The sequence below is a fragment of the Methylobacterium sp. Gmos3 genome (assembly GCF_056430985.1).
Map to the genome: position 1 here is coordinate 257,188 of NZ_JBWJYL010000006.1, position 19,680 is coordinate 276,867.

The 19,680-nt window shown below is 62.8% G+C and carries 22 protein-coding genes, 1 tRNA gene and 1 pseudogene; 15 read left to right on the forward strand and 9 right to left on the reverse strand.

Annotated elements, in window-relative coordinates; genetic code table 11:
- Positions 1-19: 19 nt before the first annotated feature.
- Positions 20-94 (forward strand) — tRNA-Thr (locus tag ACS5Q7_RS14360).
- 104 nt (positions 95-198) lie between these two features.
- Here the strand turns inward: ACS5Q7_RS14360 and ACS5Q7_RS14365 are convergent.
- The 3 genes from ACS5Q7_RS14365 to ACS5Q7_RS14375 form a co-directional block, all read right to left on the reverse strand.
- Positions 199-567 (reverse strand): helix-turn-helix domain-containing protein, encoded by a 369-nt coding sequence (locus ACS5Q7_RS14365; protein ID WP_478339971.1) that lies wholly within the window; start codon positions 565-567, stop codon positions 199-201.
- A gap of 247 nt (positions 568-814) precedes the next feature.
- Positions 815-1,147, reverse strand: a complete 333-nt coding sequence (locus ACS5Q7_RS14370) for a helix-turn-helix domain-containing protein (protein ID WP_478339972.1) — start codon at positions 1,145-1,147, stop codon at positions 815-817.
- A 136-nt stretch (positions 1,148-1,283) separates the two neighbouring features.
- A complete protein-coding gene (locus tag ACS5Q7_RS14375; protein WP_478339973.1) occupies positions 1,284-1,727 on the reverse strand; it encodes a helix-turn-helix domain-containing protein in 444 nt (147 codons plus the stop codon).
- Between the two features lie 58 nt (positions 1,728-1,785).
- Here ACS5Q7_RS14375 and ACS5Q7_RS14380 point away from each other — a divergent pair, with 58 nt between their 5' ends.
- From ACS5Q7_RS14380 to ACS5Q7_RS14435, 12 genes are all read left to right on the forward strand, one after another.
- A complete protein-coding gene (locus ACS5Q7_RS14380; RefSeq protein ID WP_478339974.1) occupies positions 1,786-2,973 on the forward strand; it encodes a tyrosine-type recombinase/integrase in 1,188 nt (395 codons plus the stop codon).
- A 4-nt stretch (positions 2,974-2,977) separates the two neighbouring features.
- Entirely contained in the window at positions 2,978-3,592 is a 615-nt protein-coding gene (locus ACS5Q7_RS14385; RefSeq protein WP_478339975.1) for a hypothetical protein, read from the forward strand.
- Between the two features lie 111 nt (positions 3,593-3,703).
- Positions 3,704-3,928 carry a DNA-binding protein gene (locus tag ACS5Q7_RS14390; protein ID WP_478339976.1) on the forward strand — a complete coding sequence of 75 codons (225 nt, stop codon included), beginning with the start codon at positions 3,704-3,706 and terminating at the stop codon, positions 3,926-3,928.
- A gap of 197 nt (positions 3,929-4,125) precedes the next feature.
- On the forward strand, positions 4,126-4,545 hold the full coding sequence (locus tag ACS5Q7_RS14395; RefSeq protein WP_478339977.1) for a hypothetical protein: 420 nt from the start codon (positions 4,126-4,128) through the stop codon (positions 4,543-4,545).
- The gene (locus tag ACS5Q7_RS14400; RefSeq protein ID WP_478339978.1) at positions 4,542-5,036 is read left to right on the forward strand and encodes a hypothetical protein; all 495 of its coding nucleotides are present in this window, start codon (positions 4,542-4,544) and stop codon (positions 5,034-5,036) included. The genes ACS5Q7_RS14395 and ACS5Q7_RS14400 overlap by 4 nt, the downstream gene beginning before the upstream one ends.
- Positions 5,033-5,269 (forward strand): hypothetical protein, encoded by a 237-nt coding sequence (locus ACS5Q7_RS14405; RefSeq protein ID WP_478339979.1) that lies wholly within the window; start codon positions 5,033-5,035, stop codon positions 5,267-5,269. The genes ACS5Q7_RS14400 and ACS5Q7_RS14405 overlap by 4 nt, the downstream gene beginning before the upstream one ends.
- The gene (locus tag ACS5Q7_RS14410; RefSeq protein ID WP_478339980.1) at positions 5,269-6,435 is read left to right on the forward strand and encodes an AAA family ATPase; all 1,167 of its coding nucleotides are present in this window, start codon (positions 5,269-5,271) and stop codon (positions 6,433-6,435) included. The genes ACS5Q7_RS14405 and ACS5Q7_RS14410 overlap by 1 nt, the downstream gene beginning before the upstream one ends.
- Before the next feature lie 786 nt (positions 6,436-7,221).
- Positions 7,222-7,440, forward strand: a complete 219-nt coding sequence (locus tag ACS5Q7_RS14415) for a hypothetical protein (protein ID WP_478339981.1) — start codon at positions 7,222-7,224, stop codon at positions 7,438-7,440.
- The gene (locus tag ACS5Q7_RS14420; protein ID WP_478339982.1) at positions 7,437-8,879 is read left to right on the forward strand and encodes a hypothetical protein; all 1,443 of its coding nucleotides are present in this window, start codon (positions 7,437-7,439) and stop codon (positions 8,877-8,879) included. The genes ACS5Q7_RS14415 and ACS5Q7_RS14420 overlap by 4 nt, the downstream gene beginning before the upstream one ends.
- Positions 8,880-9,059: 180 nt before the next feature.
- The gene (locus ACS5Q7_RS14425) at positions 9,060-9,329 is read left to right on the forward strand and encodes a hypothetical protein (RefSeq protein ID WP_478339983.1); all 270 of its coding nucleotides are present in this window, start codon (positions 9,060-9,062) and stop codon (positions 9,327-9,329) included.
- On the forward strand, positions 9,326-10,378 hold the full coding sequence (locus tag ACS5Q7_RS14430; protein ID WP_478339984.1) for a hypothetical protein: 1,053 nt from the start codon (positions 9,326-9,328) through the stop codon (positions 10,376-10,378). Before ACS5Q7_RS14425 ends, ACS5Q7_RS14430 begins: the two co-directional genes overlap by 4 nt.
- A gap of 136 nt (positions 10,379-10,514) precedes the next feature.
- A protein-coding gene (locus ACS5Q7_RS14435; protein ID WP_478339985.1) for an IS3 family transposase occupies positions 10,515-11,695 on the forward strand; the annotation gives its coding sequence in 2 pieces (ribosomal slippage) (positions 10,515-10,776 and positions 10,776-11,695; 1,182 coding nt in all).
- Between the two features lie 701 nt (positions 11,696-12,396).
- Here ACS5Q7_RS14435 and ACS5Q7_RS14440 read toward each other — a convergent pair.
- From ACS5Q7_RS14440 to ACS5Q7_RS14450, 3 genes and pseudogenes are all read right to left on the reverse strand, one after another.
- A complete protein-coding gene (locus ACS5Q7_RS14440; RefSeq protein ID WP_478339986.1) occupies positions 12,397-12,573 on the reverse strand; it encodes a hypothetical protein in 177 nt (58 codons plus the stop codon).
- A 14-nt stretch (positions 12,574-12,587) separates the two neighbouring features.
- Positions 12,588-13,289, reverse strand: coding sequence for a sugar transferase (locus tag ACS5Q7_RS14445; protein ID WP_478339987.1), 702 nt, complete (start codon positions 13,287-13,289; stop codon positions 12,588-12,590).
- A gap of 329 nt (positions 13,290-13,618) precedes the next feature.
- Positions 13,619-13,717 (reverse strand): annotated as a pseudogene (locus ACS5Q7_RS14450) (transposase); the annotation flags it as partial.
- 340 nt (positions 13,718-14,057) lie between these two features.
- Between ACS5Q7_RS14450 and ACS5Q7_RS14455 the strand changes: the two are divergent.
- Positions 14,058-16,802 (forward strand): hypothetical protein, encoded by a 2,745-nt coding sequence (locus ACS5Q7_RS14455; RefSeq protein ID WP_478339988.1) that lies wholly within the window; start codon positions 14,058-14,060, stop codon positions 16,800-16,802.
- Positions 16,803-17,005: 203 nt separating this feature from the next.
- On the opposite strand, the gene ACS5Q7_RS14460 is transcribed toward ACS5Q7_RS14455, so the two are convergent.
- The 3 genes from ACS5Q7_RS14460 to ACS5Q7_RS14470 all read right to left on the reverse strand — a co-directional run bounded on the left by ACS5Q7_RS14460 (position 17,006) and on the right by ACS5Q7_RS14470 (position 17,969).
- Positions 17,006-17,242 carry a hypothetical protein gene (locus ACS5Q7_RS14460; protein WP_478339989.1) on the reverse strand — a complete coding sequence of 79 codons (237 nt, stop codon included), beginning with the start codon at positions 17,240-17,242 and terminating at the stop codon, positions 17,006-17,008.
- Positions 17,242-17,475 (reverse strand): hypothetical protein, encoded by a 234-nt coding sequence (locus ACS5Q7_RS14465; protein WP_478339990.1) that lies wholly within the window; start codon positions 17,473-17,475, stop codon positions 17,242-17,244. The genes ACS5Q7_RS14460 and ACS5Q7_RS14465 overlap by 1 nt, the downstream gene beginning before the upstream one ends.
- Positions 17,476-17,642: 167 nt before the next feature.
- A complete protein-coding gene (locus ACS5Q7_RS14470; protein ID WP_478339991.1) occupies positions 17,643-17,969 on the reverse strand; it encodes a hypothetical protein in 327 nt (108 codons plus the stop codon).
- A gap of 1,133 nt (positions 17,970-19,102) precedes the next feature.
- On the opposite strand from ACS5Q7_RS14470, the gene ACS5Q7_RS14475 reads away from it, so the two are divergent.
- Complete coding sequence (locus ACS5Q7_RS14475) at positions 19,103-19,549, forward strand: Ros/MucR family transcriptional regulator (protein ID WP_478339992.1); 447 nt, start codon at positions 19,103-19,105, stop codon at positions 19,547-19,549.
- Positions 19,550-19,680 lie beyond the last annotated feature (131 nt).

The following is a 19,680-nucleotide window of genomic DNA, read 5'->3' on the forward strand; positions in this document are numbered from 1 at the left end:
ACGGCTCGCGAGCAGCCGGGCCGGCGTAGCACAGCGGTAGTGCAGCGGTTTTGTAAACCGAAGGTCGGGGGTTCGATCCCCTCCGCCGGCACCATCATCCGGGCAATGACCAGCCTCGGAATCCGGCCGGACAGGCGAAGATAACCCCCATCGTTGCGACCGCAACCACGCAAAGACGGGGCAGGATGGAGGCGCCGCTCAGGCGTCTTGGCCGGACACCGAAGTCTTCGGAACCGGACGGTCCGTGGACCGCAGCTTCGCCAGGGCTTCGGCCTGGACGACCAAGCCCTCCAGATCGCTTTCGTTCAGCGTGCGCGCAGCGAGGACCAAGCGGTCGTGGAGAAGCGAGCCGGCGTCCGGCTCAACCTCGTTCGCGCCGAGCAGGGGGTCGGGCGTGACGCCGAGAACCTTCGCGATGCGGAGCAGGGTCGCCAGATCCGGCTCCCGCGTCCCGGCGACGTAGTTCGCGTAGCGCCGCTCACTCAGACCGGCCCGCCGGGCGACCTCGGCATTCGAGAGGCCGAGCGCCTCGGCCCTGCGGCGCAGATTTGCGGTGAACGGCAGCATTGGAACGAAATGTTCCGGCTTGCCGGCACGCGTCCATGAACGATACGTTGTTTGTTATAGGTACTTTATGTTCCGAACGAATGGGCAATCATGATCCGCGAGGGCACCGAACGGGTGGGCGCGCACGATCTGGTCCTCGCTGAGGCGGAAGAGGCGTGCGGCTCTCCCCGAGGAGCCGCCTGCGCCCGGTGTCGCCGGGGCTTCGATCCCCTCTGCCGGCACCCGGGCGTAGTCGCGGCGCGTTCCGTCAACGACCCATGAAGGCGTCGAGCATGTTCGCCGCTCGCGCCATCTGTTCGTCGTTCATGTCGGCCAGGGCCTGCTGAATTCGCGCGAGCAGCTTCCCGCGCTCACCTTTCGGAAGGGCGTCGGTGCCGGCACCGAAAAGCGCCACTGAAGGAAGACCCAAGGCGTCGGCAATCTTCTCGACAGTGTCGAAGGACGGGGCCGCGGCGCCCCTCTCGATCTTGCCGATGGTTTCGACGGACAGGTCCACGAGGGCGGCAAGCCGCTCTTGTGTCATGCCCGAGGCGCGCCTGTGATGGCGAACGCCGGCTCCGAAGACCTGCTTGAGTTCCAATCCCACCTCCGACGATTCATCATCGGCGGCGGGCTCCCACCTTGTGAGGAACCAGAGGTGCAGATTCGTCGCTTTACGAATCAGAACATCTTGTTATAGAAATTCCGACTTGTCGTTACGGGTCGGCACGCCCGCTTCAATCCACCAGCGCCGCGAGCATCCGGTCGGCGCGCACGAGCTGGTCCTCGTTGAGGCGGGAGAGGCGCGCGTGGATCTTGCCGAGGAGCCGCATGCGCTCGGTGTCGCCGGGGGGCACGGACCCGACGCTGAAGAACATCACCGCCGGCAGGTCCAGGATGTCGCAAATCCGCTCGATCGTGGCCATCGACGGCGCGGCGATGCCACGCTCCATCTTGCTGATCATTTCGGTCGACAGGGAGGTCCGCTCCGCCAGGGCGGCCTGAGTCAAACGACGACCCTTCCGGTGATGCCGCAGGTTCGCTCCAAAGATAACCGCAACCGACACACCGCACCTCCGGGGACGGGCATTCCGCGGCGGTGACGTCCCTGGAAACGCCAAGGTATCTCGTACTGACCTGAAACAGAGGGCATATTCATCGGATCGAGGCTCTGGAAGCACCCTGGCATTCCCCCAAATCCGCGTTTACGGTGTGGGTAGAAGTTTGGGTGAGGATCCTATGCAGGGTAAGCTCACAGCCCTTGGCGTAGCTCGGCTGAAGACGCCGGGCATGTACGGCGACGGGCACGGCCTCTGGCTCCAAGTCTCAGGCAAGGGGGCCAAGAGTTGGGTCTTCCGCTACAAACTCTCCGGCAGGGCGCGAGAGATGGGCTTGGGCTCAGCTCACACTTTCAGCCTCGCCGAGGCGCGGGAGCGTGCTCGTGATTGCCGCAAGCTGACCGCAGACGGCATCGATCCTATCGAGGTCCGCAAGGGTAAGCGCCAGGAGGCCGCGCTGGAGGCCGCAAAGGCCGTCACGTTCCGTACCTGCGCCGAGAAGTACGTTGAGGCTCACCAAGCCGGCTGGCGTAATCCCGTTCACGCTGCGCAATGGCCTTCATCGCTGGAGAACCACGTCCATCCCGTGATCGGCGACCTACCAGTGCAGGCCATCGACACCGGTTCGGTGATGAAGGCGCTGGAGCCAATCTGGGTGACGAAGCCTGAGACCGCGACGCGGGTAAGGGCAAGGATCGAGTCGGTTCTCGATTGGGCGGCTACCCGTGGCTATCGGCGAGGCGAAAACCCGGCGCGTTGGCGCGGCCACCTGCAGAACCTGCTTCCGAAGCGGTCCAAGGTGAAGCAGGTGAAGCACCACGCGGCGCTGCCCTTCAAGCAGATGCCGGCCTTCATGGCCGATCTCCGCGCCGAGGACACGGTTCAGGCGCGAGCCCTAGAATTTACGATCCTGACTGCTGCTCGATCCAGTGAGGCATTGGGTGCTCGGTGGTCAGAGATCGACTTGGTGGCGGGCATCTGGAGCGTGCCGGCCGAGCGGATGAAGGCCGGGCGGGAGCACCGCGTCCCTTTGTCGACGCCGGCCTTGGGCATCTTGGAGCAGATGCGCGGCCATAACGACACCTTCGTGTTCCCCGGCAGTCGAACTAGGCGAGCACTTACCGACAAGATGGCGCGCGAAGTACTCGCGAAGATGGGGCGTGACGGTCTGACCGTTCACGGTTTCAGATCCTCGTTCCGGGATTGGGCCGGCGAGTGCACCTCGTTCCCGCGGGACTTGGCTGAGATGGCGCTGGCGCACACAGTCGGCGACGCAACCGAGCGGGCCTACCGCCGGGGCGATCTGTTCGGGAAGCGCCGTGAGCTTATGAATGCTTGGGCGGCATGGTGTTTTCCTAAATCGGAGTAGAGTAGTGAGCGGCGACGACTTCACTCATTCCGGAGATGCTATCAGGCGCCATAACAGGTCCATTGATGATCTTATGGCAAAACGTCGGCGTTCAATAGAAAAGATCGCCGATACGTGCAGCAGGGCACTTTCTGACGCGTTAAAAAAAGGAGAAGTTTCCGAGAGCGAAGTGAAGCTAGCGGAAGATGCATTGTTATTTTTGTCTGTTGGACGTCGTGATGCAGAGCGAATTCGCATTGCTCTGCAATCTTTAGACTTAGAACTTAGCTATCAATTTGATATTGTGCTCGCATTTATGATGAGGGGTGTATTCATTAGTGGTGGACTTGTTATAAGCTCAAAGACAATTAGGGCAAATAGAACGCGGGGCGCACTCAATACCATGGAAGGGGTGCGTGATCTGCACCTTGAGGCGATACGCTATACGCTTGCGCAACCTCCAAAGCGGCCACTTGGAAAAGCGCGAGGTCCATATGCAATCGCGAGCAAGGCATTGGATGCCGCAAACCAATGGTTGAAAGATAACGGGCACGCGCCCGATCTGACTGTCGGCAAAATCAAAAACAGGCTGGTCCGAAATCCAGAATATTTTCAGCCATCTGACGGTTGGCTGAAATAAAAACAGCCGGGCGACGTTTGGCTGAAACTGCCAGTATTGATCAAAATCTAGGCGCAATTACTATCGAGTCATCCCCGGGCATTTCGCGGGATAGAGCTTAGGAAAGCAGCCATGAACGCAGTTGTTCAGGGCGCCGCAGCAGACCTGCGCGCGCCGAAGGGTAAGCTTTTGCATCGTCGCCTCGACGCTCAGCATACCCTCAGCGTCAGCAACACCACGTTCCACCGTTTGGTCGAGCAGGGAAAGCTAAAGGTCGTTCACATCGGCCGGTCGAGCTTCGTCACTGACGAGAGCCTGCGCACCTACGTCGACTCCCTAGTGCAGGAGGCCGCTTGAGCCATGAAGAAACCCGCGCATCGCGGGGCGACGGCGGGTCTCAATGCTTTCCGGCAAGTCAGCGTTGAGAGATATGCGCCAGATCACGCCCCTCTTCAAGCCCGTATTCTGATCCACCGCTTTGGCCTCCCGCCCGCGACAGCGGCGATGCTGGCCGAGCTTGCTTATCCCGTCCTCGACACATGGAGGGCGCAGCGATGAGCGCGATCCTTACCCCTGCCTACATGGGCACGCTCAACGACAAGCCGTTGCGGTTCTTCAAGTCACCGCTGCCGGGACCTCACTTACCTTGGCACGCGCCCGAAGATCTTCATCGCTGCCTTGATCTTCCGCGAGACCTTCGCCGTGACTTCCAGCGCAAGCTTCATTCATCAGAGTGGAAGGGCGACATCCGCACCATCGCAACGGCGGACGGCATAGTGATGATTGCTCCGCACTTCATGGCGCAGGGCCTTATCGGGGCGATGCACGATGCCGGTCGCGCCGATGCGCAGGCCGAGTTTCAATACGCCTCCGAGGCCAGGAAGGCTTGGGATCTGATCTACCCAGGTCGGGATTTTGGCGAGGCTATCAGCCTGCTCATTGCGGCCTTCCACAACCAGGGAGGCCGGGCATGAGCACCCCTCCCGAACTCTGCATTGTCGCGATTGACCCTGGCCTGACGGGCGCCGTCGCCTTCTACTTCCCAGCCTTGCCCGAGCGGGTGTCCGTCGAGGACATGCCGGTAGTGAACGGCGAGGTAGACCCGCACACCTTGGAGCGGCGGATCAAGCAACTCGGGCCCACCGTCGCGGTGATTGAGCGGCAGGGCCCCCAGCCCCGCGACGGCTGCCGGCAGGCATTCGGCATCGGCTCGGCCTTCGCCACCGTGAAGACCGTCGCGGCGCTCTGTCATCTGCCAGTTCATCTCATCACGCCAAGCATCTGGAAGCGCCATCACGGCATCCTCGCCGCCGCCGATCCGAAAGAGGCCAGCCGGGCGCTGGCGATCAGGCTGTTCCCAGCCTCGGCCGAGTCATTCAGCCTGAAGAAGCACCACGGCCGCAGCGATGCCGCCCTGCTCGCCCGCTACGGCGCCGACATCATCGCGAAGGGAGAGGCCGCATGAAGCAGTCGATCCCCAACCCTGAGCGGATCGCGATGGACGGTCTCAGCTTCGACGCCATCGGCGAAGCGGCCGATCTCGCGGCCACCTACGCCGACATGGCCGTGCGGTTTGCCTCGGTGAATGACGCGCGAGGCGTGGCCTACAGCCTGCGGTGCGCGTCGGCGGCACTTTTGACTGCAAGCCAAGCGGCCGAGATGCTTCAGCGTCCTGCCCCGCGACGAGGAGGTGCGTGATGTCTGAGCGCGCCTTCAACGGTGTCGCCTTGGATTGGCCGGCGCCTGCCAACGAACACCGGCAGCAGATCGGTGGCCGTAATTCAAAGGAGCGCGCCGCCGTGGCGCGCTTCCCCCTCGTCGCGTTCGACCAGATCAGGTTAAGCACGACGCCTCGCTATCGGGTGAGCAAGTTGCTGCCGATCCATGGCCTTACTGTCATCTGGGGGCCGCCGAAGTGCGGGAAGAGCTTCCTGGCCTTCGACATGCTCATGCACGTCGCGCTCGGGTGGGATTATCAAGGCCACCGCGTCGAGCCCGGCACCATCATTTACTGCGCGTTGGAGGGACAGAAGGGCTTTGAGGCCCGAAAGATCGCCTTTGAGCAGGCGCACCTTGAGACCTACGACGAGCCCGTCCCGTTCCACCTGATGCCGGCGAGTTTCGCCCTCGTGGCGGATGCAGCCGAACTGATCGTCGCGATCCGTGCGCAGTTGCCAGACGGCGAACCGCCCGCCGTCGTCTGCCTCGACACCCTCAACCGCAGCTTCACTGGCTCGGAGAGCGACGACCGGGACATGACTGCCTATGTGCGAGCCGCCGACTCGATCCGCGACGCCTTTGGCTGCCTTGTCGTAATCGTCCATCACTGCGGGCTGGAAGGCACCCGCCCGCGCGGTCACTCATCCTTGGCCGGCGCGGTCGATGCCCAGCTCGCCGTGAAAAAGTTGGGCGACGGTCTGCTGACTTGCGCCGTCGAGTTGATGAAGGACGGGCCGGACGGAGAGACGATCACATGTCGGCTTGAGCGCGTTGAGGTCGGCGTGGACGATGCGGGGGAGCCGATCACGTCATGCATCGTCCGACCAGGGCAGGCGGGCGATGGGCAGTCTATTGTTGATCGCCCGCGTAAGCCTCTGCGGCCCGAGCAGCGCGTCGCCCTCGAAGCGCTATCGGAAGCACTCATCAGCCACGGGAAGCCTGCGCCTCGATCCTGCGGCGCGCCAGAGAAGACCAATGCTGTCCATCGCGACGCTTGGCGTGAGGAGCTTTTCCGACGCGGCGTGCTCGACAGGAACCATTCCAATCCAAGCGTAGCCTTCGGTCGACTTCGCACGGGATTAGCCGCCGTAGGGGCAATTGCAGAGCGGGACGAGTTGATCTGGCGACCTAACATCGTGCCCTAACACCTAACACCCTCTTAGAGGGGTGTTAGGTTAGGTTAGGTCCGGCACGCGCCTAACATGTTAGCAAAATGTTAGGTTAGCGTTAGGCGTTAGGCCGCTGTGAGTGGCCGTAGCGCGGATGTCGGCCTTCAGAGCGACTTCAGCGGCGCTTTAGAACTGGACCTGAGGGCGGTGGGAGAAGCAGAGCTATCGAGCAGTTGCTAGGTGCTCACGCTGTAAGGAAGTCACTTATTGGGACGGTAAGGGTTAGGCCCAACGCCCGAGCCGCCACCCTCAAAAAATCTGGCTCAGACACCGCGACCCGCCGAAAGCCCCAGCGGCGGATACCTCATCCGCGACCATCGCCAGATAAGCGAATTAAGTCATCTAGATAGCTTTTGGCCTTAGTAGCTACCCACACCCTGCCCCACGTTTGGGGGCGTTTCTAACCGGATTTTGCGCCAGTGCGGCCGGTCACTTCCCTTTCTGCCGGGGCGCAAGTCCGCAACGCCGGCTTGAGAAGTAGCTCCACAGTTGAACGGCAGGGAACGCCAGCGAACTTCTAGGGACTGTAATTAGGATTATTAGACAAATCGTCTGATATGACCTATATTATGCAGACTACAGCCGGGCGCCAGAATGTCGTTCCAAGCACAATCTGCCACTACTCGTTCTGCCAAGCAGCGTTCTGCACTTGCCAACGGCAGCCGCCCGTTCCTCGTGACCGTGCCCGGCAGCACCGAAGCGGCCCGGCACTACAAGTCAGTGCTGGATGAGGTGGAGGCCGAGCGGGGCGGACGAGCCGCTATGTCGGTCACTCAGCGCGAGGCGGCCCGCGCCTATGCCGGGCTCGCGGTGGAACTCGCCAAGCTGCACGCGGCCATGGCGGGCGGTCAGAACATCGACTTGGAAGCCCTCGGCCAGATCGGCGACCGCATGGACCGGCAGGCTCGACGGATGGGGCCACCGAAGGCGCCGGAGCGGCAGACCGTCCGCGACCGCTACGCCAAGGGCCGCACGGCATGAACCCGGCCTGCCGCCCTCTCTGCACTATGCGGGAAGCTCTGGCTGATCCCGCCATCTTCGCGGAGATCCTGCCCGGCGATACGTGGGCGCCGTGGCGGGCCATCCTGATCGCATCGCGGGGCGAGCTGCTGACCGACGACGAGCGCGTGATCTACGCTGCTCTGACCGGCCGTGATCGCGAGCCTGAGCGCCCGGTGGACGAGCTATGGGGCATCGTCGGCCGTCGCGGCGGCAAGTCCCGCGCCTTCAGCGTGTTGGGCGCCTACCTCGCTGGGTTGGTGGACTACAGCGGCGTGCAGGCCCCCGGCGAGCGGATCAAGCTGCCGATCATGGCCTCGACCACGGTCCAGGCCGCCAAGATTTTCTCGTACATGCTGGGGGTGTTCGAGCACTCGGCCGAGATGCGGGACATGGTGGACGGCGATCCGACCGCCGACACGATCCGGTTGAACGCTGGCGTGGACATCGAGGTCCGCCCGGCGAATTTCAAAACGATCCGGGGTGAGACGCTGGCGGGCTGCCTCGCGGACGAGGTGGCCTTCTGGCACCTGGAGAACAGCGCCAACCCGGACACCCTGATCCTCGACGCGGTTCGCCCTGGCTTGGCCACGACAGGCGGTCCGCTCTGCGTCCTGTCGAGCCCCTACGCCCGGAAGGGTGAACTGTACCGCACCCATCAGCGAGACTTCGGGCCGAACGGCGACCCGGCGGTGCTGGTGCTGCGGGCCCCCTCGCAAACCATGAACCCGAGCCTCGACCCAGCGGTGGTGAAGCGGGCCTACACCCGCGATCCGGCGGCAGCCTCGGCTGAGTACGGCGCCGAGTTTCGCCGGGACGTCGAGGCTTACATCGCCCTGGAGACCGTACAGGCGTGCATGGCCGTTGGCTTACGCGAGATCGCTCCGGTCTTCAGCATCACCTACCGTGCCTTTGTCGATCTCGCGGGAGGCGGCGCCGATGCGATGACGCTGGCTATCGCGCATCGGGAAGGCGACGTCGCCGTCCTCGATGCGGTACGGGAAGTGACCGGTGGTTCGCCCGACGCCATCGCGGAGGAGTTCGCTTCGCTGTGCAAGCTCTACGGCGTGCGAGAGGTCACTGGCGACCGTTATGGCGGGGAATGGCCTCGGGAGCGTTTCCGGGCGCAGGGCATCGAGTACCAAATCTCCGAGCGGAGCAAGACGGAGATCTACGCCGCTTTCCTCCCAGTGCTGAACAGCGGGCGCTGCCGTCTGCTCGATGTGCCGAAGCTTGAGACGCAACTGGTCTCGCTAGAGCGCCGCACCACCCGCGGGACGGGACGGGATGTCATTGATCACCCGCAGTTGAAGGGCGCTCATGATGATGTGGCCAACGCCGTAGCAGGTGTGCTGGTCTGCCTTGAGAAGCAGCAGGGCGACTATGACCCTGAGATGTGGGCGAGGCTTGTCGATGCCTGAAGCACCCTGCCCTTCTAACCTCAGACCCTCACGGATCGGGCGGCGGGTCGCCTTCACCCCGCGGCCCGATGCAAGCCGGCCGGTTGAGCGCAGGGCTTTCGCCCGTCCTGCTGCTCCCGGCCGAGGAGCGCATCTCCTCGCCGTTAATTTCCGCCCGAACTCGTAGGATTGGAGCAAGCCATGCCGACAGGTACCCACAAGCTTGTCGCGAGTACGAAGAAGATCCTCGCGACGGCGGACGGCATCAAGCCGTCCCTGGAACGCACTGCGCAGACCGCTTCCGTCCTGCGCGCGCTTGTTGAAACCATCAACCCTTCGCCGAAGACGCGGGCCATTCGCGACCGCGCGGCCCTCGACGCGTATTGGCGAGATCGCGCAAAGGCAGAACGGGCAAAGCTGCACGACATGCAGGTGAAGGCGGATGAATTCTACGGAAGGACGACAAGATGACGAATGTTGCAACCCACGACTTTGCGCCCCGCTTCAACACCGCGCGACCCGATGCTGAGGTAGACCGCCGCGACCATTCCGCCGCACAGGTTCCATCCCAGCTCGCTGCCCCCGCGCCCCTCGTGGATCGGACCCTGCACAACCCCGTGGACAAGCGCGTCACGGTGGTGCCCGCCACTACCCCTTTGGCGCCCGCGCTTCGGGAGGCACCGCGCAATCATGCTGAGTTGCAGACATTCATCGCTGAGCGCGCGCAGACCTCGATGGCTGAGAAGAGTAAGGGACTAGCCCCGCACCTCTCCCTCGCGCAGCAGACCGGCTCCGCGCTGGCCGTGCTCACGGCGGCGCAGACGGGCGATACCGTCGCCCCGCCGATGCCGGCTATGGAAGCCGAGGCACGCGCTCGCTTGCAGGATGCCATCAATGTGCGGGCCGGCGCCCGTGAAGCGCTTGCTGCCAAGGAAGCCGCCCTCGCCAAGGCCAGGGAGGTTGAGCACGAGGCCATCGTCGCAGAAAGCCGCGCCGGCCTCGTGGAGGCGGAAGGTGGGGATGCGCTGGCGCGCAAGCTCGTAGAGTGGGCTGAGCGGGGCGGGGAGAAGCCGGATCTCGCCCCCGATGCGGCGAGCCTTGATGCTCGGCATGAGCGGGACCGCGCTCGCTGTCATGCTGCTGCAGCACGACAGGCGGTCGCGGCCATCGCTGATGTGGTCGAGACGAAGCGCCATGCCCTCGACCAGGCCAACGATACCGTGAAGGCAGCGGCGGCGGGCGTGGTCGAGGCTGTCGCGGAAGACATCGCAACGGAAGGTCGGAAGGCTGGTGTCGTCCACCGTCGCGCAGAGACGGCCGCGCTCGCCCTTCAGCACATGGCGCAGCAGACCTTTGGCAGCGGCCCCCGCTATGCCCTGAAGCCGGAAACGGCGGATCTCGCTATGAACTACACCGGCCATCGCCACAACGAGCCTCAGAACCTTGTAGCGAGGGCAACGACGACCTGGACGGAGTTTCAGCGGTCTTTAGAGACGGATGCGAACGCTGCGCTTGGGTGATCCGATCTCCTCAAGTGCAGTACCCGGTATTTAAAGGCCGGGCGAGGCAATGCGGCGAGTGCTTCGTTAACTTGATCCACCCCCATTGAAGTGGTCCGCCCTTTGGTATGGCTTTTGAGCCTGGAGGACGGACGACATGGCCAAGCATCCGAAGCCCGAGGAGATCGTCGCCAAGCTACGGCAGGCCGATGTGCTGATCTCGCAGGGCCAGAGCGTCTCCGACGCGATCCGTGCTATCGGCGTGAGTTCAGTGACGTACTACCGGTGGCGGCGTGAGTTCGGCGGCCTGAAGAGCGATCAGGTGCGCCGAATGAAGGATCTGGAGACTGAGAACCAGCGGCTGCGTAAGGCGGTCGCCGACCTCACGCTCGACAAGCTGATCCTGCAGGAGGCGTCCCGGGGAAACTTCTGAGCCCCGCGCGCCGACGCGCCTGTGTCGAGCACATCATCGATGTCCTGCACGTCTCCGAGCGTCGCGCCTGTCGGGCGCTCGGTCAGCATCGCTCGACACAGCGCAAGGTCCCGCGGGGCCGTGATGACGAAGAAGCACTGACGGCCGACCTCGTGGCGTTGGCCGAACGGTACGGGCGCTATGGCTACCGCAAGATCAGCGCGCTGCTGAAGGCGGCTGGGTGGCTCGTCAACGACAAGCGCGTCGAGCGGATCTGGCGGCGCGAGGGCCTGAAGGTCCCGGTCAAGCAGCCCAAGCGGGGGCGGATCTGGGACAACGACGGTTCCTGCCTCCGTCTTCGCCCGGAACACCGCAACCACGTCTGGTCGTATGACTTCGTCGAGGCCCGCACGCATGACGGGCGCAAGTTCCGGATGCTCAACGTCGTCGACGAGTTCACGCACGAATGCCTGGCCATCCGCGTCGCCCGCAGGCTGAAGGCGATCGACGTGATCGACGTGCTCTCCGACCTGTTCATCCTGCGTGGGGTGCCGGGGCACATTCGTTCGGACAATGGCCCGGAGTTCATCGCCAAGTCGGTGCAGGCTTGGATCACCGGGGTCGGTGCCAAGACGGCCTACATCAGCCCCGGTTCGCCGTGGGAGAACGGTTATGTCGAGAGCTTCAATGCTCGCCTGCGGGACGAACTCCTGAATGGCGAGCTTTTCTACACGCTCAAGGAGGCCCAGATCGTGATCGAGAGCTGGAGACGACACTACAACGCCGTTCGCCCCCACGCGTCGCTCGGATACCGCCCGCCAGCCCCGGAGGTGTTCGTGCCAGCCTTCACCGCTTGGCCGGCTGCGCTCGCCCGACCGACTACGTCGACCAAGCTACCCATGGTGGAGCGGCCCACCGCACACTAACCTTGCTCTTGGACCACCTCGTGGGGGTTGATCACTAGCGACTATCGAAGCACCGGTAGGTTGAAGCCGATCAACAACAGCCCGGCGACCACAAGGCACCCGGCAGCGGCTTCGATAGTTTCCTGCTGTTCAGTCCGACGTCGACCCACATACGCGAGCGACACCCCCGCTATAAGACAGACTATGGTCAAAATGAACATAACGATCGTCCCAGAAAAGCTTGTGTGCGCCCTGTAGCAAGCTTCCTTCCATTGAATTCACGATTTCGTGATAGAGCACAAAGCGCCGAAGTCTGATCAAAATCGGGACGAGTGAATTCATAAACAATAATGTATTTTTGCAACGATGGAGTATTTTCGCAGGCTAAAACACACAGTTGCCGAATGTCTGATTGCTCTTCCAGAGCATAGCTCCTAACTTGGTCATTCTCTGATTTGCCGATTCTATGAGCAATCGCCGCATAATGGAGCAAAGTTGGGGCAGCAGTGGTTGTTGGTCTGAGCCTTGGCGCCTGCTGGCTGAGCAAACGTCAAGCTTTCGCCTCCAGGGTGACGAGAGCGCATGAGTGAGGGGGGAGATATTGATACACTGGACCGCCGTTCTCCTCGCAGCCTACGCAGCGTGCTTCCTCGAATTCTGGCGACTCTGCGATGAGGCGCCGATCGCGCCCGAGGATCATTCAGGCGGCCTCTGACGGTGTGTCAGCGCCCCTTGCTGAAGGCCATGACCCAAAGGCGATCCGGCAAAAGGTAGACCTTCGTCACTACAGCGATCGTCACAGCGAAGCCTGTAAAAGTCGAGGCCATCGCTGACAGGACAGGTCCCGGCTCCTCGCCGGGCTCCACATGATCGTACCAAAGCGGGTTGTCATCGTGCATGGCGGCCTCCCGGCTCAGCGGCTGCCGCGCTGCGCGAAGACAGCGGGAACGGTCCTGACCAGGATCATGAGGTCGCGCTTGAGGCTCCAGCGCGCAGCGTAGTCGAGGTCGAGGGCGATACGCTCCTCATAGGTCGTGTCGGAGCGACCCGAGACCTGCCACAGGCCGGTGACGCCGGGCGTGACCGAGAAGCAGGCGCTGAACGCCGCGCCGTAACGCACGACCTCGGCCTGTACGATCGGGCGGGGACCGACGAGGCTCATGTCGCCAAGCAAGACGTTGATCAGTTGCGGCAACTCATCGAGGGAGGTCTTACGCAGCATTCGTCCCAGCGCAGTCACCCGCGGGTCGTCAGTGAGCTTGTGCGAGGCGGCCCATTCGGCCCGCGCTGCGGCGCTCGCGGCGAGATGTGCGGCGAGCACCACTTCGGCATCGACCACCATGGTACGGAACTTCAGGCAGCCGAACGAGCGACCGTTCCGACCCAGCCGCTTGTGCAGGAAGATCGGCGATTTGCCATCGCCCATACAAATCGCGATTGCGATGAGAACAAGAAGCGGCAGGAGCAGGAGCAGGGCTGTTAAAGCCACGGCTACGTCGATGGCCCTCTTAGCTGACCGGTCCAGCCACCGATGCCGCATCAAAACGAATGAGGTATCTATTTGGATACTACCCACGGCGTCAGCGTCTGTTGATGTTGGCGCAGCGTGAAGCATGATCTCTGCCCCTCGGGAAAAAGACAGAAGGGATTTCGGGCATTGCCGTTGGTGAACGTTTTGTTAATCCGAACTGTCTAACCGCAAGGCAAACTCCATGCAATCGGTTTTATGCTGTATTCAGCATCATGCTCGATGCTGCTTAATGACATGAATTAATTAGTTTATTTACTTAAGTAGCATGAAATATCTCCACCTCGATTGTTTTGCGCACGCTATGATCGCGAGCGCTCGCGGTCTCCGGGACGCAAGCCGATCGATAAGTAAGGGTAGGTTCGCCAACAGTGCATCACGGCAGCTGATGATCTATTGCTAGGCTTGTCGAACAAAACAGCTATCTTCCGGTTGACCTCGTCCACCGTCGCACCGTTCTCCGCCTGACGTAGGGCAAAGGCGATCTGCTCGTTCGTGAAGCGTTTGCGAGGCATGGCATCCACCCTCCTTCAGGGTTCAGGATGCCCGAAAAACTTGCGCTCGGCCTGGACCAGTTTGCTGGGTCAGGGTCAGTCCAGCGTGCGCGACGAGCCAAGTATAGCAACTTTCAGCGCGGACGTATGGTGATGCTGCCCGGCAGCATCACCCTTCGATCAACCCATTGATACAGGAAGGTTGGAGGGTCAAGCGCGAACGACATTTTGGAAGCAAAGTCTGCCGAGTAGGTGTGCCTTCGCGAGATGGTGGTTTTGACCGCGCCGACTTGCGAATCTTCAATGCATCGCCTAATCGTGGTTAACATCACGCTTCGCTGACGGCAGGAGGACGCCTAAAATGACATTCGCTCTGTGGTCGTCTTATGAGTTTGGCGATCAGACGACACATTTCTTTCGTCCCACGTCGGCGGGAAGCATCAACCCCCTGTTTGGCTTTGGTATAGTTCCGACATCCGGATATTCAGCTTCTGGCGATAACAATCTTTACCTTTCCCTTACCGGTCAGGACTATTTCGGAAATCTCGACGAGACGCCGGCTATCATCGGACCGTTCCTGGCAAATCCGAGTAAGGTCGGTGGCACCGCGGCCGGCGTGATGGTGTTTGGCAATGGGAGCGCAAGCACACCAACGGTTGCGGGTGGCGCGTTCTGGCTCACGGAAACCGCGTCGGGATCGAACACGTACAACGTGAATTACGAGACCTTCAACTACTCGGTCTCTGGAATACCCGCCTCGGGATCCTCGGTCACGCTGTCCGGCTCATACGCTCCTATCGAGACCAATGTCGCCAATATAACCAGCTTCAATTGGGATTGGACCGGATCCACATTCGTATTTGGCTACGAGACAACGGCAAGCGGCGCACCCACGAAAAGCATATTCCTGCAAAGCTTTACGTCGGGTGGCTCTGCGCGCGGCCCCCTCACGGAAGTCGCCACGCTGGCAACCGGAGCGATCTGGGACGTGCGGGAGTTCTCGACGACGACCGACGGGTTTCTCTTCGAGGACAACAGTAGCGCGAATGCCGGCTTGGCAGTCGAGTCTTTCACGCCGGGCAGTGGCGCCCTGACCTCTCTCGGCAAAATATCGACTTCGTTGACCGATCTGACCGCTTTCAATTTCGCAGGCAGCGTCTATGCATTTGCCGGCAAGGATAGCGCTGGAAATGCTAAAATCGAATTTGATCTCGTAGACAATAGTTTTAATGTTACAGCTTCGCACTCGTTGACACTTTCCGGTGCAACGGCGGCAACACGGATCATCGCGACAGCCCTGCCGAACGGGGCAGGTGAGGTTTTCGCTTACGCGGACCCGAACAATAACAACCTTCATCTCGTGCAAGTCGACGCTGCTGCTAATATCGTTCAAGACCTCATCGTTGGACAGTCGACGGCCGCCGATCGGCTTCGTTCCTTCGGCGACGGACGCGTTGAGATCGAGTGGCGCACGACCGTGTCAGGCGCCCAGAACGAGGTCCATTTCGCCGTCTATGATACGCGCACGGCAGGGATTAGCTCGACCGGCGGCAACTCGAACGACTGGCTAGCTGGCACGCCATTCAATGATACGATTGCTGGCGGTGCGGGCAACGATCGCATTGGGGCAAGCGCCGGTTCGAACACGCTCGACGGTGGTACAGGCGATGACACCGCCCTGCTTGGTTTCAAGCTGACCGATGCGAGCTTGAGCTTCGATAGCGCTGGGCACGTCGTGCTCGACGGGCCGGGTACCCACGACGTGCTCAGCAACTTCGAGCACTTCCAGTTCAACGACGGCACGGTTACACGCTTCACGGGCTCGCCGCTTGTCGACAATCTCTACTACGATGTTGCCTACAAGGACGTGTTCGCGGCCCACGTCGATCCAGCGGCCCACTACTTCGGCTCGGGCTGGACGGAAGGGCGCAATCCCAACGCCTACTTCTCGACGGTCGGTTATCTGGCCGCAAACCCCGACGTGAAGGCCGCGGGCTACAACCCGCTCACCCATTTCGACAGCGCGGGCTGGAAGGAGGGCCGCGATCCCTCGGCCAGCTTCGACGTCGGGCTCTACCTGCAGCACAACCCCGACGTCGCGGCCGCTGGCATCGATCCGCTCTTTCACTACCTCTCCTCCGGGCAGGCCGAGGGACGCCAGGCCTACGCCGCCATCGGATCGGCGGCGCAGATCGCGGCCAACGGCTTCGACCGCGAATACTATCTGCTGGCCAACCCCGACGTAGCCGCAGCCGGCATCGACCCCTACACCCACTTCGAGACGACGGGCTGGAAGGAAGGCCGCAACCCGAATGCGCTGTTCGACACGAAGGCCTACCTCGCCGCCAACCCCGACGTGGCCGCAGCTGGCATCAACCCGCTCGACCACTACGCGTCCTCGGGCTGGAAGGAAGGGCGCAACCCCTCCACCAGCTTCGACACCGATCTCTACCTCAAGCAGAACCCGGACGTGGCCGCCGCCAACATCGACCCGCTGACGCACTACCTGCTTGGCGGCCACGACGAGGGACGTCAGCCGCCGGCCTCCGGCCAGATGGTATCCACGGACGTCAAGATCTTCAACTTCGCCTTCGCCACCGCGGCCGTCAGCTTCGACTATGCCGGGCACGTCACCATCGACGGGGCGGACGGCAGCCACACCACGCTCAATCTGAGCGACGTCGGCCACTATCGCTTCACGGACGGCGTCATCAACGAGAGCCATACCGGCACGCGCCTGCTCGTCGACGACTTGTTCTACTACGCGCAGAACAAGGATGTCTGGAACGCGCACCTCGACGCCGCGGACCACTTCTACGCGTCTGGCTGGACGGAGGGGCGCAACCCGGACCTCTACTTCGACACCAAGGGCTATCTGTCCGCGTACCCCGACGTTGCGGCCGCCGGCCTCAACCCGCTTGCGCACTACGACCAGTCAGGCTGGAAGGAAGGGCGCGATCCCTCGACCCACTTCGACACGCAGCAGTACGAGAGCCACTATCCCGACGTTGCGGCCGCCGGCGTCGATCCGCTCCTGAACTTCCTCTCCTCTGGACAGGCCGCCGGGCGCCATGCCTTCGACGACGGCAGCTTTCACCAACTGTAGGAGCAAGGTCCGTAGCATGAAGGAAAAGAGGTTGAAGCCGGTGCGACCATCGACGGCCGCCTTACACGCCTTCCCCAAACGCCATTTGTTCCGACGCATACGGGCGGTGAGGGTGGCGATGCAGAGCACGTCCCAGGGCAAGAGTCGGCGTTGGGCTGGCATTTCCGTCGGGAACGCCAACCGGTCGGGCAGCGTGGTCGGCATCACGCGAGCCCATAGAGGATGAGCAGCAGGGTCGCCGTGACCACGTTGCCGTCCCCGGCCTCATGTCCTGCGGCGTCGAGGAGCTGACGGTGCGCCCGGCGGATACGGGCGACGGCGTCGGCGGCTTGGGCGCGACGGATCGCGGCGCGGATCGGGTCGGACGCGGCGGCCGGGGCGCGGCAGGCGGCGAGAACGAAGGCGGCCAGGGCCGACCGGCCGGTGAGGCGGCCGGGCATCAACGCGCCCTCTCCTGCGGCGCCTTGACGAAAGCGCGGGTGACGGGATCGCGCCAACGGCGGGTGCGCTCGCACCAGACCGGCGCGGCCGTCACGGGGGCGAGCGCGCGGCGCGGGGCGAACAGGCCGGCGAAGTCGAACGGCAAGCCGTTCTCGGCAGCGTAGGAGGCGAGGAACGCGCCCCCGGTGGCAAAGCCGGCGAGGCCGAAGGCGGCGGCGGCGAGGGCGATCATGCGATCTCTCGCGAGAGGCGGTGCGGGAAGCGGGCGCGGAGCTTTCGGGCCTGCCCGAGCGCCCAGGCGTGACGAGCGCGCATCGAGGCGTCCCCGGTCGAAAGCTGGCGGCGATACCAAGCGGCCAGCCGGAGGCAGCGGGCGTGGTCCTGCCGGCCGTCGAGAACCTAGCGGGCCGGGGTACGGATGAGTGGATGCTGCACGGTCTCCGGCCCCTTCCGCCCACAAGCGGTACATTGCAGGTAGAGCCCCACGTCTCGAACCGCCATCGTCAGCGGGAAGCGGTCTACGGCCACCTGCCCCTCATGCCGGCAGGGCGGCGGGCAGATCGCGCGAATGAACCGGACGCCGTTCTGAGAGGCGTTCGTCAGATCCATCGGCAGCACCTCGCGCCCCTCTCGGTCATAGGCGCGGCGCGGGTTGCGGCGGTGGCGCGGGACCGGATCGCCCCGGCCGGTCGAATAGGCTTGGGCCGGGTAGCGGGGCTCGGTCATCAACGGATCGTTAACCCGGCTAGTCCTTACTTCGTCCAGCGACCGGGCTCCACCCTCACCCGAACGCCTTCAGAGCAGCGCAGGGTAACCGCGCGGCCTCGTCGGCGCAGTCGCTACAAACCTGCACGGCACCTATCGGCATGACGGCTCCCAACAAAGACCATTGCGAGGTCATAGTCGAAGGCGCTTGGACGCTCTTATCGCCGGCCGAAGCGCACCTGCACCACCGCGATGCGGACAAGCGCTGTCCCTCCTGCCATGGACGGCTCCGCACCAGCGGAACCTACGGCGTGCTGCGAAACATCTCCATAGCCCACTATCGGGGACACGATGGCTGCCCCAGGATGCCGCAGCGGTTCGACGGGACGCCGAAACCGCATCCCAATGCGCTGACCTGACAACGTTTTGGTCGCCCTCCTCGTGGCGCGCTTCGGCGCCGATGCGGACCTAGATCGTGTTCGGCGCGAGCTGGCGAAGCCGTGCCACCGCCTTGAAAACTCGGGTACGGCTATGCGGCCGGGATGCAGGGTGGACTATCCCGACCTGCGCTATGGCTCGCAGCGGCGCCATGATCTCCCGCCGAGCTATTGAAGCCGCTTGATGGCCAGCAGCGCAACGCGAAGCTTACGGCGCTGGTCTCAATGTGGAACGCTCTCAGGCTCGGCTGCTAGCACGACGCGCTAACCAGCCTCGTTCACCTTGCGCTTCGGCCGCGTTGCGTAACCGGCCCCGCTGGTGAGATCGGACGCTCCCCTGCCCCGTGATCAGATCGGGGTGGGGCCGAGCGGCCGATACCTGATCGCAGTTCCGTGATGGCGCGTTAGGTAGCGCCTTCGTCGTATCGAGCTTAGCTTCGCTGCAACTCCCAAGGCTCTTTTTGCCCGCCCGGCTCTGCCGTGGCGGGCCTTTTCGTCTCAGCCTTGTTCAAAGGTCGCCGTCAGCGGCGAGGGTCACGCTTCGTTAACAAAGTACATCTCTACTGGTATCGCGACCGGGCTCCACCCTCACCCGAGCGCCCTCAGAGCAGCGCAGGGCGACCGCGCGGCCTCGTTGGCGCAGTCGCGTCAAATGCCCTCATAGCGCCAGTATTGCACGGCGCCATGCTGCTTGTGCCGAACGAACGGGGAGAGGCGATGTCCGAACCAGCGGCTGACCCAACGCCTATCCTCTTCACGGCAACCTGCGAAATCGCTACCGCCTACGTCTCAAACAACCATGTAGCTCCGGCTGACCTGCCGGCTCTGATCACAAGCATCTACGCTTCGATCACGGGCTGGGTTTGCTGGCCAACGGTACCTGAGGCTGCGCCTAAGGCTGAATTAAAGTCTGCACCTGCTCAGATCCGCAAAAGCATCACGCCCGATGCTTTGATCAGCTTTATCGATGGTAAGCAGTACAAAACGCTCAAGCGGCATCTTATGAAGCACGGCTTTACACCGGAAGCTTACCGCACCCGCTTCGGCCTGCCACCAGATTATCCGATGGTAGCTACGAGCTATGCGGAGCGCCGCTCAGTGATTGCGAAGCAGATAGGCTTTGGCATGAATATGGGTCGCGGTATAAAGCAACATGTAAACTAAAAGGTATTTCTTACTTCCACGGTGGCCTGCTATTCCGGGACGGGAAACTCCGCACCGCCCAGTGCGGGTGCCGACCATCCGACATATCTTGCGGCCACTCTCTAAGCGACATCACAGCAACGTGATTTCTG